Below are 14585 nucleotides of genomic sequence, written 5' to 3'. Positions count from 1 at the left end.
CACGGTATAGGGTGCCGATCATGGCGTGGTCGAGGTCGAGGTGGACACCGCCGCTCTACAGCCTGCTGCTCGCCGTGGTGATTGTCGGCCCGCTGCTCGGCCCCGGCTACCTCCTGCTGCGCGACGCCGTCAGCACTCCCCGTTCCTACTTCACCGACTCCGCCTGGGGAATCGCCGACGCGGCCGCGAGGGCAGTGCCGCAAGACGCCGCTATCGCCGCACTGTCGACGGTGTTCGACGGCGGACTCGTGGTCAAGACCATTCTGCTGCTCGCCCTGTGGCTGACCGGGTGGGGTGCGGCGGTCATGGCCCGAAGGGTACTGCCGACAGCCCCACTACCCGCGCTGCTCGTCGCATCGACGGTGGCCGTGTGGAACCCGTACGTCGCCGAGCGACTGCTGCAGGGCCACTGGAGCCTGCTCGTCGGCTATGCCGCTCTGCCGTGGACGGTGGTCGCTGCACTCGCGGTCAGACAGGGCCGTTCCTGGTGGGCACTCGCGGTCTGTCTCGCCGCTGCCGGACTCACCCCCACCGGCGCGTTGCTCGCCGCAACCATTGCCCTGGTGGTCCTCGCCCTCCCCGGGGGTGCCCGACGCGGCCTGCGCGTGGTCGGCGCCCTCGGACTGGCGGCGGTGGCGTCGGTGCCGTGGCTGGTGGCGACGGCGGTGTCGGGCAGTGGCGTCGAGCAGGCGGATCCGGCGGGTTGGGCGGCGTTCGCGGCGCGGGCCGAGCCGGGCCTGGGTACCCTCGGCAGCCTCGCCGGTCTGGGCGGAATCTGGAACTCCGATGCGGTACCCGCCTCTCGCACAGGGGCTTTCGCGTTCGTGGGCACGGCGCTGCTGCTGACCGTGGTCGCGTTCGGGGTGCGCCCGCTGATCCGGCGTCGAAGAAATCCGGTGATCTTGGGGCTCGGTGTCGTTGCCCTGCTTGCCATCGCAGCCCCTGCGCTGGCAGCGACGGGACCGGGGCTGGCAGTCGCCCGGGCGCTGGGCGAGACGGTGCCCGGTGCCGGTCTGCTCAGGGACTCGCAGAAGTGGGTCGCGCTGGCGATGCCGATCTATGCGTTGGCCGCCGCGGCCGCGTTTTCTCCCCGGCGTCGACCGAATCGGGTGCAGCCAGCCGCGCTGAGCGCGGTCCAACGCACCCGATTCGGCAGCGCCGTGGCAATAGCGGCCCTGCTGATCGCACTACCCGACCTGGGCTGGGGCGTCGGGAACTCGATGCGGCCCGTGGTGTACCCGGAGTCCTGGCAGGCGGTCGCAGCCGAATTGCAGGGCGGCGACGGCGATGTCGCGGTGCTACCGGCCGGGATGTTCCGCCTCTTTCCCTACAGCGGCAGTGCTCCCGTTCTCGATCCCGCGCCGCGCATGCTGCCATTGGACGTGTTGCAGACCGGCGAGCTCATCGTCGCGGGCGGCACGGTACGCGGTGAGGGGGTGCGCGCGACGGAGGTCCAGAATGCGCTGCTCGCAGGCGAACCCGTGGACGTCGTCGCAGAACTGGGTGTCGGCTGGGTACTGGTGGAGAACACCACCCCCGGCGAACTCGGCAGATCCGAGCAAACATTGAATCGACTGGACATCGCGTACTCCGACGACCAGCTCACGCTCTACCGAGTACCCGATCCCGTGCTCGCAGAAAGCAGGCCAGCGGCAGCCGTCGTCGTTGCCCACCTCGCATGGGCACTGCTACTTCTCGGCGGACTAGCGATAGGACTGCTGAGCCGAGTCCGAGTGCTGCGCACCCACCAGACCTGACGACGACGTGCCACGCGTCGTGGCGGCGAGCACCGAGTACACACCGTCGGCGCACTGCTCCCAGGAGAACTCCCCCGCGCGCACTCGCGCCTTCTCGCCCAGGCGAGTTCGGGCTTCGGCGTCCTGCAGCAGCTCCGAGACGGCAGCGGTCAGACCGGAGACGTCTCGGTCCTCTTCACCATCCGAAAGCCCGCCCACCAGAACACCGGTGACGCCGTCGATGATGGAATCGGTGAGGCCCTTGGAACTTCGATAGCCGACGGTCGGCACGCCGTGCTGCGCTGCCTCGACGACCGCGAGGCCCCAGCCTTCTTTACGCGAAGGCATCACGTGCACCCATGAGCGACCGAGCAGCGCGTGCTTGCGGTCCTCGTCCACGTGCCCGTGGAAGGTGACGTACTGCTCGATGCCCAGTTCGCTCACGTAATCGCGGAGGTTCTGCTCCCACCAACCGCCGCCGATGACGTCGAGGTGGATATCGGGGATCCGTCCGCGCAGCGCAGCAACGGCGTCGAGCGCGTCCTCGATCTGCTTGTGCGGAACCAACCGGGACAGCACGGTCAGCGACGGGTGCGCGGTGCGGGTGCTCTCGTCACCCTCGGGCACAGACCGGGGAATCTCGTCGGCTCCGTTGCGCACCACCGCGATGCGCTCGCGGTCGACGCCAAGTGCGACCAACTCGTCCGCGGACGGCAACGACACCGTCAGGTACTGATTGCGACGGTGTACCCGCGGAGACACCGTCGATTCGAGCCACCAGCCGAGCTTGGCCATCATCGGGCCCGCGACCGGCCACTGCTCGCGATGGCAGTGGTGCACCAGCAACGTCACCGGAACGCCGAACGCAGCACGGGAGAAGAAGGGAATGCCGTTCTGGGTGTCGATCACCGCGTCGGGTGCGATGCCCTTGAGCGGGCCGAAACCGAGCCTTCCGGCCGCGATGGCGGCCAGTGCGCGGGGATACACCGACAGGCGTCCACCACCGCGACTGATGCGAATGCCGTCGACGATCTCCTCGGCGGGTGCTCCGGGATACGACGCCGTCCTCAGCGTGACGCGGACGCCGCGTCGAGCCAGACCTGCGCCCACCTGCTCGAGGTATCGCTCGCTGCCGCCGCCCTGCGGGTGCCCGGTATCGCGCCAGCACAGCAACAGAACCTCGCGCACAGCCCGCTTCACCCAATTTCCGCATGTTCGTTTCACGACCGCCGTCGATTACCGTTGCCACACTAACCGCTAGGGTTCGTCTTCGTGACTTCCGCCGTGACACGTTTGTTCGCCTCTCGCGCGACACTGCGTCGCTCGGTGAGTCTGCTGAAGGACTTCGGACATGAGCAGAGCGCTCCCGACATCTTCTACGGCGCACTGGCCCGCGATTCCGTGGAGCTGATCGGCGATCTGTATCGGGGCCTGACCGGCACCGACATGTCCGCCGCGACCGTGTTGGACGTGGGCGGCGGACCTGGATACTTCGCCGAGGTCTTCGGTGCGAGTTGCGCGCGCTACCTGCCCGTCGAGCCCGACGCGTCCGAGATGCATGCGGCGGGACTGCAGATACCCGGTTCGGTGCGAGGCTCCGGGATGGCACTGCCGTTCCGCGACAACAGTGTCGACATCTGCTTCTCCTCGAACGTCGCCGAGCACGTCCGCGAACCGTGGACCATGGCCGAGGAGATGCTGCGGGTCACCAGGCCCGGCGGGTTGACCGTCCTCTCGTACACCATCTGGTTCGGTCCTTTCGGCGGCCACGAGACCCGGCCCTGGCATTACCTCGGCGGCGAGTACGCGGCCCGCCGCTACGCCCGTACCACCGGTCACGAACCGAAGAATCGATTCGGCGAATCCCTGTTCGACATCAGCGCCGCAGACGGATTGCGTTGGGCACGAAGCACTCCCAACGCCACTCTGCTGGCTGCATTCCCGCGCTACCATCCCCGCTGGGCATGGTGGATGATGCGCGTTCCAGTACTACGAGAATTCCTCGGCAGCAACCTCGTCCTCGTTCTGAAACCCAACCCATAACCTGGAACGATGACGGCACTCGCACTCGACATCGGCGGCACCAAGATGACGGCGGCACTCGTCGGCGACGACGGGCGGCCGGAGAATCCGGTCACGGTGCCGACTCCCGAGTCCGATGTCTGGGACGCCTGTGCCGCGCTGCTTCGGAACACGGCCGAACCCGCCTCTGTCACCCGGATCGGCGTCGCCTGCTCCGGTCCGGTGGATCTCGAAACCGGGTCGGTTGCACCGATCAACGTCGACGAATGGAAGAACGGCTTCGGTCTGCGCGATCACCTCGCCGAGGTCTTCCCCGAGGCCGACATCCGCCTTGCAATGGACGGCAGCGCAGCGGCACTCGGTGAGCACCGCTTCGGTTCCGCCGTCGGAGTTCCGGACGTGCTGAGTCTGGTGGTGTCGACCGGCATCGGCGGCGGGTTGGTGCTGGGCGGGCAGATCGTCGCCGGTGCCAGCGGCAACGCCGGGCACATCGGCCACATCGTCGTTCCCGGTTCTACGACGCCCTGCGCGTGCGGCGGAATCGGATGCGTGGAAACCGTGTCGAGTGGACCATCGGCGGTGCGGTGGGCGCGCGAGCTGGGGTGGACCGGCAGCACCGGAACCGAACTGGCCGCCGATGCGGCCGCCGGGGAGCCGGTCGCCATCACCTCGTTGCAGCGCGCCGGAGTGGCACTGGGTCAGGCGATCGCGTCGGCCGTCGCCCTGGTGGACGTACGCATGGTGGTGATCGGTGGTGGCTTCGCCCAGGCAGGCCCGCCGCTGTGGAATCCGATTCAGGAGTCGATCGCGCTACATGCGCGTCTGAAATTCCTCGATGGCCTGCAGGTGGTCCCGGCCGCGCTGGGTGGACTCGGAACGCTGGCCGGGGCAGCCGCGCTCACCGTCTGACCGGGGCGTACCCACACAGCCAGAACGGGGCCCACCCCTCGGTGAGCCCCGTTCTGTGTCGTGAATACTACGCGCCCAGGCGCTGCTTGAGGGCGTCGAATTCGTCCTGAATTCCGGTGGGCAGCTTCTCGCCCACGAAGTCGAACCACTCCTGGATCAGCGGGATTTCGGCCTTCCACTCGTCGGAGTTCACCGCGAGTGCCTCGGCCACGTCCTCGACGGTGGTGTCGAGTCCGTCGATGTCGAGTGCCTCGGCGGTGGGGACCACGCCGATCGGCGTCTCGACGCCTGCGGCCTTGTGCTCGATGCGCTCGACGATCCACTTGAGCACGCGCGAGTTCTCACCGAATCCGGGCCACAGGAAGCGCTTGTCGTCGCCGCGGCGGAACCAGTTGACGTAGAACACCTTCGGCAGCTTCGACTCGTCGGCGTTCTTGCCCAGGTCGATCCAGTGCTGGAAGTAGTCGCCCACGTTGTAGCCGAGGAACGGCAACATCGCCATCGGGTCGCGTCGGACGGTTCCGACGGTGCCCTCGGCGGCAGCGGTCTGCTCGGAGCCGACGGTGGCTCCCATGAACACGCCGTGCTGCCAGTCGCGAGCCTCGGTCACCAGCGGAACGGTGGTCTTGCGACGTCCACCGAACAGGATCGCCGAGATCGGCACGCCCTGCGGGTCGTCCCACTCGGGAGCCATCGACGGGCACTGGGCCATCGGCACGCAGTAGCGCGAGTTCGGGTGCGCGGCATCGGTTCCGGACTCGGGGGTCCAGTCGTTGCCCTTCCAGTCGATCAGGTGATCGGGCTTGCCTTCGAGGCCCTCCCACCACACGTCGCCGTCGTCGGTCATGCCGACGTTGGTGAACACAGAGTTGCCCTGGTCGATGGTCTTCATCGCGTTGGGGTTCGAGTCCCAGTTGGTGCCGGGTGCGACGCCGAAGAAGCCGAACTCGGGGTTGACGGCGTAGAGACGGCCGTCCTCGCCGAAGCGCATCCATGCGATGTCGTCACCGATGGTCTCGGCGCGCCAGCCCGGGATGGTCGGCTGAATCATTGCGAGGTTGGTCTTGCCGCACGCGGACGGGAACGCCGCGGCGATGTAGTACGCCTTGTCCTCCGGGGAGATCAGCTTGAGGATCAGCATGTGCTCGGCGAGCCAGCCCTCGTCGCGGGCCATCGCCGACGCGATACGCAGTGAGTAGCACTTCTTGCCGAGCAGCGCGTTGCCGCCGTAACCGGATCCGTAGCTCCAGATCTCGCGGTCCTCGGGGAACTGAGTGATGTACTTGGTGTCGTTGCACGGCCACGGCACATCGGCCTGGCCCTCGGCGAGCGGAGCGCCGAGCGAGTGCAGTGCCTTGACGAAGAATCCGTCGTCGCCGATCTTGTCGAGCGCAGCTTTGCCCATGCGGGTCATCACGCGCATGGACACGACGACGTACTCCGAATCGGTGAGCTCGACGCCCAGCTTCGGGTCGGCTGCGCCGAGTGGGCCCATGCAGAACGGGACGACGTACATGGTGCGTCCGCGCATGCAGCCGCGGTAGAGCTCTGTCATGAGCGACCGCATCTCGGCCGGGTCCATCCAGTTGTTGGTGGGACCGGCGTCGATCTCTTCCTTGGAACAGATGTAGGTACGTGACTCGACGCGAGCGACGTCCGACGGATCGGAGTTGCCGAGGAACGAGTTGGGCTTCTTCTCGTCGTTGAGACGAGTGAAGGTGCCTGCCTCGACCAGCTTGCCGGTCAGGCGCTCCCATTCGGCGTCGGATCCGTCAGCGAACACCACGGAGTCCGGTTCGGTCAGTTCGGCTACCTGAGCAACCCAGGCAAGCAGTTCTTTGTGTCGAGTCGGCACATTGTCGGTGCCGCTCAAACCGGGAATGGTCGCTGAGGTCATCTAACTCTCCTGGGGTTAGCCGGAACCGGGAAGAATCCGCACGATCGCTGTGGGCGACTACGCGCGAATGAATCTCGGTTTTCCCCTCTCGGCGGGGCGCTGCTCGGCCGTTCGAGCTGCAGTACACCATGTTACCGCGTACAGCAAGCCGAGGACCGAGCGCCGGATGTCCTGTTCATCAGGTTAACGCCGAGCGACGTGAATCCAGAAACAGGGTGTTGTCCGATTGGTCACAAGACCGATTCAGATAGGGAAAGTTCCGTGCAAGAAGGCCTCTACCAGCAACGATGCCAGGCCCGTGCACACGAGCTACAGCTCGCCCGATTCGGTCATTTCACCCCGGCCGATACCGTTCGCTTCTCGAAAAATCTCCCACGTTCGGTATTGCCCGTCACGTCCGAAGGCGGTGAACTTGTCTGTCACACCGTCTCTGTCGACGTCCGTCGCCACCGTCATCCCGGCGTCGGTATGCCGCACGGTGGTCTCGTAGTGGCCGTCGCCGTCGAGATCGAACAGGTCCGTCGAGACCGTGGGCGCGCCCGGATCGTCGACATCGTGGGGCTCGACCTCCTCGGTGAGGAAATCCCCTGCTGCGAAGCCATCCACCGCGATCATCGACGCCCCTCACTACGAACCGACACTGCACCTACTGACTCCGACGCACCGGCTCGTCGAACGGTTCCACGTGCTCGGGAGAGAAAGGGACGGATCCGCGGAATCTCTCGAGCCCCCGCTCCAGCGCAGACAGATCGCGATCGCAGGCAGACAGCAGCGCCGATCGATTATCGGCGAGCCGGCGCAACTCGGCGTCCACCTCGGCGAGTGCGACATCGATGCGGGCCACTGCGTCCCGGTCCGCACTCGCGACAGCGGCCGCGAGCATCGACTCGGCGTCGAGAATCCGCGAGAGCAATCGCTGCTCCACCGACGATTTCACCCGAGCCACGGTTTCCTGCGTCCAGCCGCGCAGGTGGGCGCGGTCGGCCACCAACGACCTCGAGCGCGTGATCCACCAGGCGAGCGCACCACCGAGGACGAGAGTGATCACGGTGTTGGCAACCGCCCAGGCCGGCACCAGCGCCATCGGCGACACCACCAGCCGCCCGAGTCCCACCCCCGCCGACGCGCCGACCACGATCATGACCGCATCCTCGACGCCCCGACGCTTGGACGGCTCCCCGATGTCGAGCGGGTCGTCCGCGAGACTCGACTCCGCCTGCGACGGCGCGAGCCCGAGCTCGGTCTCCACCGCCCGCAGTCGGGCCGTGAGCGCCGCGTCGGCTCGGTTCCGGGCACCGCGCGCGGACTCGGCGACGTGCGCCGGAAGGTGTGTGAGCTCTGCACGTCCGGCTCCGCCGATCGTGCGCTTGGCCTCGGCAGTCAGAGCTCGAAATTCTTCGGCGGCGGCGTGGACGGACTCCACGCGTACTCGTTGAATTCGATTGTGCAGCAGCGCCCGCCGATCACCTCCGAGCTTGTCCCGTTCGCCGACGAGCCCGGCTCGCCGCGCACGGAGTTCGGCCGTATCACTGCCGCCGGTCACCGCGCGCGCTCTCGCCACGATCGACGCTCTGGCTCCGGATGCGCAGTCCTGCACTGCCGCAGCATATTTACGCTCGGTTCCGAGAGCCGCGGTCTGCAGCAGTACAACGCCGAGCCGGTCCGCCACTGCTCCGAGACCCGACTCCGCGGACATCGCAGCGTCATTGCTCTCCCGGCCGATCCGTGCCAACCGAACCGAGATCGGATGGAACGTGCACTCCACCGCCCGCGGGACGCACTCGGCAACGACATCGGTGTCGGCAGAAACCACCTCACGCCACTGCCGATGCACGTCGATCTTGTTCACCACGAACACGACCGGTGTGGATTCGAGGGCTGCTCGCCACTGCTCGACCTCGACCCGACCCACCGGAGCCGACGCGTCGACGACGATCATCACGACGGCCGCGTCGGCCACCGAGTCCGTGAATTCGATGGCGGAACCGACGAGCCGGGACAGCTCACGGCGCAGTTCGGACTTGCCCGACCCTGCAGTACCGGTGAGGTGAACCCCGGCAGGTCGACTGACCCTCGCACGTTCGATCTCGTCCAGGGCACCGGAATTCCATCGTCGCAGAACGCTTTTCATGTCCTCCGACAGCGGGATCATCGGCGCAGCATTCGTACGTGGCCTCGGCACAGTGCGAGCGCGGCGCGACGTACGTCGGGGTCGACGGCTGCGGCCGCCCGCCTCTTCCACAGCACCGCCTGCTCCGACGCGACCTGCTCCGAACCGGTCTCGATCGGCACTCCCAGAAATAGAGCTGCACAACGCATTTCGGCAGCCACCGCCTCGTCCGAGGCCAAGTACGACTCGACGGCGGCACGAACACGCCGATCGCCGGCGGAGATCTGTTGCATGCTGCGATGCAACTCGGCGTCCCGAGCCGCTGCGGCCGACGACACGGCCGTCGAGACCGCGCCGATCAGGGCGTCGGCACCGGTGGCGTCGGCCAGCATGCGCACCGCATCGCCGTCGGACACGGCGGGTCGCTGCCGCAGTACGTCGACCAGCAGGGCGAGACCACGCAGTTCGATGCATTCGATCAGAGCTTCTCTGCGACGCGTCGACACCTCGATGTCGACGGCGCGAAACCGATCGACGGTCATCAGATCGGCCGGGCGCAGATCGGCTGCCGCAACGGCTCGCACGTCGGCCATGTCCAGAGGCGCGCCGGCTCCCCGCAATCCCGCCGCGGTCGCTCCCATCACCGGCAACACCGTCCGCCCCAGCTGCTGCGAGGCCGCTGCTGCGTCTGCTGCGGGATCGTCGAGTGTGTCCGCCTTCGTCAGCACGACGACGGTCCCGTCCAGAACACCCCTTGGCCTCGAACTCAGCAATGCGGTGTCGACCGGCGACACCGCTCCCGCGATCACGTGGACGAGCACTTCGCCGTCGCTGCTGTCCGTTCTGCCCTCGCGCCATCGGACATCGAGGCCGTCGGCGTCGAGCGGCACCGACTCGAGAACTGCGAGAACAGCGGATTTCCCGACGCCGGCGCGGCCGGTCACCCGTGCGGTCAGCGGCCGCAGGCGATCCTGGACGGCGTTTTCGACGGCCTCGCGTGCGTCGGTCGACGCGACCCGGTCACGCAACAGGCCCAGACCGGCCTCGGCGACATCCATGATCGATTCCCCCCAGAACGATCCCGCCGCCACTTCCCGGACGCGACGCACAGCCCCCTGCTGCGGCACCGATTCTGGCACATGCGGGCGCTCGCGAGCCGATCGAAACGAATTGCATCGTTGTAATTAGTCGGGTGCGTCCTACCGCTGATCAGCGGTGGGACGGCAAGTCTCAACTTCAACTCGAGACCCACCTGTCACACGCCCCGTCGATGCGCGACAATGGACCGGTGAACGAGCCCCAGGACACCTCTGTCGACACCGAGGAGAACGCCGTGCAGACCCAGGAACGGGGCTCACGGCTCTACCCACGCGTGACGAGTTTCCGCTCTCGGCGCGGAGCGCTGACCGAGGCGCAGCAGACCACCTGGGACAGCCTGTGGCCGCGCATCGGTCGCGACGTCGCCGACGAGCAGATCGACATCGACGCCTGGTTCGGGCGCAGCGGCCCGGCGATCCTCGAGATCGGCTCGGGTACCGGTACGGCCACCACGGCGATGGCCTCGGCCGAGCCGCACGTCAACCTCATGGCCGTCGAGGTCTACCGCCCCGGCCTGGCGCAGACACTGCAGCAGATCGAACGAGAAGGCATCGAGAACGTTCGATTGCTGCGCGGTGACGCGATGGACGTGCTCGACAACATGCTGTCCTCGGAGTCGCTCACCGGCGTCCGCGTCTTCTTCCCCGACCCGTGGCCCAAGGTTCGGCACCACAAGCGTCGGCTGCTGCAAGGGCCGACTTTCGCGATGATCGCGGATCGGTTGAAGCCCGGTGGCGTTCTGCACGTGGCAACCGATCATGCCGAATACGCTGAGTGGATTGCCGAGGCCGGGAACGCCGAGCCCGGTCTGACCGTTCTCGATTGGGAATCGCCCATGACACACGAGCGACCGGTGACCAAGTTCGAGGGCAAGGCACAGCTGGTCGGTAGCTCGGTGACGGAATTGATCTGGGGAAAGAAGACAGCATGAGCGTCAGTACGGACATGCCCGACACCGTGGTCGACCCCTCAGAACTCGGCGCCATCGGTGAAACGCGCCACAGCAAACGCGTCCTGCTGGTCTGGGATGCCCCGAACCTGGACATGGGACTGGGCGCAATTCTGGGTGGCCGACCCACCGCCGCCTACCGTCCGCGCTTCGATGCCCTGGGCCGATGGCTGCTCAGCCGCACCGCCGAACTCTCCACCTCGGGCACCGCGACGCTCGAACCCGAGGCCACGGTGTTCACCAACATCGCCCCCGGCAGCGCAGATGTGGTCCGACCCTGGGTCGAAGCATTGCGTAACGTGGGTTTCGCGGTGTTCGCCAAGCCCAAGGTCGACGAAGACAGTGACGTCGACGCAGACATGCTCGACCACATCGACTTCCGCAACCGTGACGGCGGCCTTGCCGGTGTCATGGTCGCGTCCGCCGACGGTCAAGCGTTCAAGGGGCCACTGGAGGCCATCGCAGCAACCGGAGTGCCCGTACAGGTACTGGGATTCCGGGAGCACGCAAGCTGGGCTGTCACGTCGGACATCCTGGAATTCCTCGACCTCGAGGACATCCCGGGCGTCTTCCGTGAGCCACTGCCTCGGGTGAGTCTCGATTCGCTCCCCGACGAGGGCGCGTGGCTGCAGCCCTTCCGACCGCTGTCCGCCCTGCTCGTCGGGCGCCAAGGAGTTTCTTAAGTGTTCGCCAGATGGGGAGACATCGTCTACCGGCTGCGGTACACCGTTATCGGTGTCATGGTGGCCGGACTGCTGGGCTTCGCCGCCTACGGTCTCGATCTCAACAGCCATCTCAGTCAGAGCGGTTGGGACGATCCGACGTCGGAGTCGGCTCAGGCTGCCCGTCTGGCAGACACCACGTTCGGTCGCGACAAGCAGGGCGACGTCATCGTCCTCTACACCGCTCCCGAGGGCTCGACCATCGACGACCCCGCGTTCCAGTCGGCGATCACCGATAACTTGAACTCTCTGGTTGCCGACCATCCGGACCAGATAGAGAAGATCAACGGCACGTACTTTTCCGGGACGGGCGCGCCCAACCTCGCCGCGCTCGGCACCACCGACAAACAGCACGCCATCGCCAGCATCGCCATCGCCGGTGCCAACGACACCGAACTGACCAACAACTTCCAGGCCGTCAAGGACGTCTTCTACATCGACGGCGTGAACGTGCAGGTGACAGGCCTGCAGGCCGTCGCGGGGGCATTGCAGTCGACGATGGCCGGCGACATCCAGCGCATGGAGATCCTCGCCATCCCTGCCGTGGCGGTGCTGCTGTTCTTCATCTTCGGCGGCGTCGTCGCGGCCGCTCTTCCGCTGATCATCGGTGGCCTGACGGTCGTCGGAGCCAACGGCATCGTGAAGGTGTTCACCAACTTCACCGAGGTCAACTCGTTCGTAGCGCCCGTGGTCTCGCTCGTCGGCCTCGGCTTGGCGATCGACTACGGATTGTTCATCGTCTCGAGATTCCGAGAAGAACTCGGCGACGGATACTCGACGCCACAGGCCGTGCGCCGGACCGTCATGACGGCCGGTCGCACCGTGGTGTTCTCCGCGACGATGATCATCGCGTCCCTCGGTGGTCTGTTGCTGTTCCCGCAGGGCTTCCTCAAATCGGTCGCCTACGGCTCCATCGCCACCGTCGCGCTCGCCGCCCTGACGGCCATCACGATCCTGCCCGCGATGCTCGCTATCCTCGGCCCTCGCGTCGACGCGCTCGGTCTGAAGTTCATGCGCAAGACCAAGTCGAGCGAGGAGATCGAGAACGGCATGTGGGGCCGGCTCACCCGCTGGGTGATGCGCAACCCCGTCAAGGTCACCGTCCCCATCGTGCTCGGCCTGGTGCTGCTGACGCTGCCCGTGGGCAACATCAAGTTCGGCGGTATCAACGAGACCTATCTGCCTCCGGACAACGTCACCCGCGAGGCGCAGGCCGAGTTCGATTCGCTCTTCCCCGGCCAGCGCACCGAGCCCATCAAGCTGGTGATCAGCAATGCACAGGGGCCCAACCTCGCAACGATCACCAACCAGGCCAACAATGCGCCGGGATTGATCGAGCAGTTCACGCCCAACGGGGCCAGCAAGGACGGCATCATCGTCTTCAAGGCCGGACTGGTCGATCGCAACGACTCCAAGCCCGCCATCGACTTCCTGCGCAGTATCGACGTGCCCGAGGGAGCGTCGGTTCTCGTCGGCGGAACCCCTGCCATCGAGCAGGACTCCATCAGTGCACTCATCGACAAGCTGCCGTTGATGGCCGTGCTCGTGGTGTTCATCGTGACGTTGTTGATGTTCCTGACGTTCGGATCGTTGGTGTTGCCGATCAAGGCGGTGCTCATGACCGTCCTCGGGCTCGGTGCCACCATGGGCATATTGACGTGGATATTCATCGACGGCAACGGGGCGGGGCTGATGAATTTCACCCCTGGTCCGATCATGGCTCCGGTGCTGGTGCTGATCATCTCGATTGTGTTCGGCTTGTCCACGGACTACGAGGTGTTCCTGCTCTCTCGCATGGTCGAAGCACGCGAAAAGGGTGCCAGCACAAGCGAAGCCATCCGCATCGGAACCTCGCATACCGGACGCATCATCACCGCCGCAGCCCTGATCCTCATCGTCGTCACCGGAGCGTTCGCATTCTCCGACCTGGTGATGATGAAGTACATCGCCTACGGCATGATCGCCGCCCTCATCATCGACGCCACCCTCATTCGCATGTTCCTCGTGCCGGCCACGATGAAACTGCTCGGCGACGACTGCTGGTGGGCCCCGCAGTGGATGAAGCGAATCCAGCAGAAACTCGGACTCGGCGAGACCATCCTCGAGGACGAGCTTCTCCCCATGGGAGACGTGCCCGAGCTCGCGCTCGCAGGCGGTGCACCGTCGAGTTCCGTCCCGCCGCCGATGCGCCCGGCACCGCGCCGCAACGAGCCGCTCACCGAACCCATTCCGGTGGTCGCACCGCACGGTGGGGGTCCCATTCGGGCGACCCACGCCGCGAAGGAAGAATCCCGACGCAGTGTGACGGGACGTCCGGCAACCCCACCGGAACCGACCCGTGCCGCTCCCAGCACACCTCCGGCACCGGCTGCGCGCCCGACTCCTCCCCAGGCCCAGACTCCTCCCCGGGCCCAGGCTGCTCCGCAGGACCGACCGGCTGCTCGGCCCGCCCCGAGCCGGCCGGTGGCACCGCGCCCGAACGTCGAGCCGCCGAGCCGAACCCGTGCTGCTCGCGCACCTCGCGCGGAGGAACCGGATTCGCGTTCCATCGAGAGCTGGCTCGCCGACCTGCGAGCACCCAGCGCATCACCGCCCCCGAGCACACCGCGCAACGGCTCGACCGCGAACGGCTCGAACCACAACGGTACGAACCACAACGGTTCGACTGCGAACGGCTCGAACCACAGCGGTGACGACGAGAACAGCTCGCCACAGAACGGTGCCGAGCGCAACGGCCACAGCGGCGTCGAGTCCGAACGCAACGGCACCGAGCCGAACGGCACCGAACGCAACGGCAGCAACGGGTCCGCGTCGAGCGAGACCCCGTCCGAGAAGCCGTCGGGCCGTCGGGCCGCACCGACCACCGAGGGCGGCGACAGCGGTCGTCATCGCGGCGGGGAGAACGGACACGTGCTCAGCGTCAGCGAACTGCTCGCGCGCGAGCGCAACCGTTCACGCTGACCCCGATGTGATTGGGGCGAAACAACTCCCGAGGACTCCTGACCCTTCCCTCCCCCCGCCCCCACACCCCCGCCCCCCACACCGCGTCAATGAACCACTGCACCGTCGAGACGTATGCAACGGTCCATTCACGCGGTGCGGCCGGCCCAGGTCGGGCGCGTGAATGAACCACTGCACCGTC

General features: G+C 66.7%; 11 protein-coding genes. 6 read left to right on the top strand and 5 right to left on the bottom strand.

Annotated elements, in window-relative coordinates; all coding sequences use genetic code 11:
* Positions 1-20: 20 nt before the first annotated feature.
* Complete coding sequence (locus QM590_RS08155; protein ID WP_411741312.1) at positions 21-1757, top strand: MmpA family trehalose lipid delivery protein; 1737 nt, start codon at positions 21-23, stop codon at positions 1755-1757.
* On the opposite strand, the gene QM590_RS08150 is transcribed toward QM590_RS08155, so the two are convergent.
* Positions 1704-2924, bottom strand: coding sequence for a glycosyltransferase family 4 protein (locus QM590_RS08150; protein ID WP_269594580.1), 1221 nt, complete (start codon positions 2922-2924; stop codon positions 1704-1706). The genes QM590_RS08155 and QM590_RS08150 overlap by 54 nt on opposite strands.
* 84 nt (positions 2925-3008) lie before the next feature.
* Here QM590_RS08150 and QM590_RS08145 point away from each other — a divergent pair, with 84 nt between their 5' ends.
* Entirely contained in the window at positions 3009-3779 is a 771-nt protein-coding gene (locus QM590_RS08145) for a class I SAM-dependent methyltransferase (protein WP_269594487.1), read from the top strand.
* 9 nt (positions 3780-3788) lie between these two features.
* Positions 3789-4667, top strand: a complete 879-nt coding sequence (locus tag QM590_RS08140; RefSeq protein ID WP_269594486.1) for an ROK family protein — start codon at positions 3789-3791, stop codon at positions 4665-4667.
* A gap of 67 nt (positions 4668-4734) precedes the next feature.
* On the opposite strand, the gene QM590_RS08135 is transcribed toward QM590_RS08140, so the two are convergent.
* From QM590_RS08135 to QM590_RS08120, 4 genes are all read right to left on the bottom strand, one after another.
* Positions 4735-6564, bottom strand: a complete 1830-nt coding sequence (locus QM590_RS08135; protein WP_269594485.1) for a phosphoenolpyruvate carboxykinase (GTP) — start codon at positions 6562-6564, stop codon at positions 4735-4737.
* 309 nt (positions 6565-6873) lie between these two features.
* The gene (locus tag QM590_RS08130) at positions 6874-7179 is read right to left on the bottom strand and encodes a DUF6802 family protein (RefSeq protein ID WP_269594484.1); all 306 of its coding nucleotides are present in this window, start codon (positions 7177-7179) and stop codon (positions 6874-6876) included.
* 31 nt (positions 7180-7210) lie between these two features.
* Entirely contained in the window at positions 7211-8716 is a 1506-nt protein-coding gene (locus tag QM590_RS08125) for a P-loop NTPase family protein (RefSeq protein WP_269594483.1), read from the bottom strand.
* Positions 8713-9732: a hypothetical protein gene (locus QM590_RS08120; RefSeq protein WP_269594482.1), complete on the bottom strand. Its 1020-nt coding sequence runs from the start codon at positions 9730-9732 to the stop codon at positions 8713-8715. Before QM590_RS08120 ends, QM590_RS08125 begins: the two co-directional genes overlap by 4 nt.
* Positions 9733-9944: 212 nt before the next feature.
* On the opposite strand from QM590_RS08120, the gene trmB reads away from it, so the two are divergent.
* The 3 genes from trmB to QM590_RS08105 are packed head-to-tail and all read left to right on the top strand — an operon-like array spanning position 9945 to position 14404.
* On the top strand, positions 9945-10703 hold the full coding sequence (gene trmB, locus QM590_RS08115; protein WP_269594579.1) for a tRNA (guanosine(46)-N7)-methyltransferase TrmB: 759 nt from the start codon (positions 9945-9947) through the stop codon (positions 10701-10703).
* Complete coding sequence (locus QM590_RS08110) at positions 10700-11404, top strand: NYN domain-containing protein (RefSeq protein ID WP_094671015.1); 705 nt, start codon at positions 10700-10702, stop codon at positions 11402-11404. Before trmB ends, QM590_RS08110 begins: the two co-directional genes overlap by 4 nt.
* Positions 11405-14404: an MMPL family transporter gene (locus QM590_RS08105; protein WP_269594481.1), complete on the top strand. Its 3000-nt coding sequence runs from the start codon at positions 11405-11407 to the stop codon at positions 14402-14404.
* The last annotated feature ends 181 nt before the right edge of the window (positions 14405-14585 follow it).

Source organism: Rhodococcus sp. IEGM 1372 (genome assembly GCF_030056835.1).
GTDB lineage: Bacteria > Actinomycetota > Actinomycetes > Mycobacteriales > Mycobacteriaceae > Rhodococcoides.
This window is presented reverse-complemented; position numbering and strand designations above follow the sequence as displayed.

Coding starts and splice junctions, on each gene's coding strand:
- QM590_RS08155 (WP_411741312.1), top strand. CDS start 21: ATGGCGTGGTCGAGGTCGAGGTGGACACCGCCGCTCTACAGCCTGCTG.
- QM590_RS08140 (WP_269594486.1), top strand. CDS start 3,789: ATGACGGCACTCGCACTCGACATCGGCGGCACCAAGATGACGGCGGCA.
- QM590_RS08135 (WP_269594485.1), bottom strand. CDS start 6,564: ATGACCTCAGCGACCATTCCCGGTTTGAGCGGCACCGACAATGTGCCG.
- QM590_RS08130 (WP_269594484.1), bottom strand. CDS start 7,179: ATGATCGCGGTGGATGGCTTCGCAGCAGGGGATTTCCTCACCGAGGAG.
- QM590_RS08125 (WP_269594483.1), bottom strand. CDS start 8,716: ATGATCCCGCTGTCGGAGGACATGAAAAGCGTTCTGCGACGATGGAAT.
- QM590_RS08120 (WP_269594482.1), bottom strand. CDS start 9,732: ATGGATGTCGCCGAGGCCGGTCTGGGCCTGTTGCGTGACCGGGTCGCG.
- trmB (WP_269594579.1), top strand. CDS start 9,945: ATGCGCGACAATGGACCGGTGAACGAGCCCCAGGACACCTCTGTCGAC.
- QM590_RS08110 (WP_094671015.1), top strand. CDS start 10,700: ATGAGCGTCAGTACGGACATGCCCGACACCGTGGTCGACCCCTCAGAA.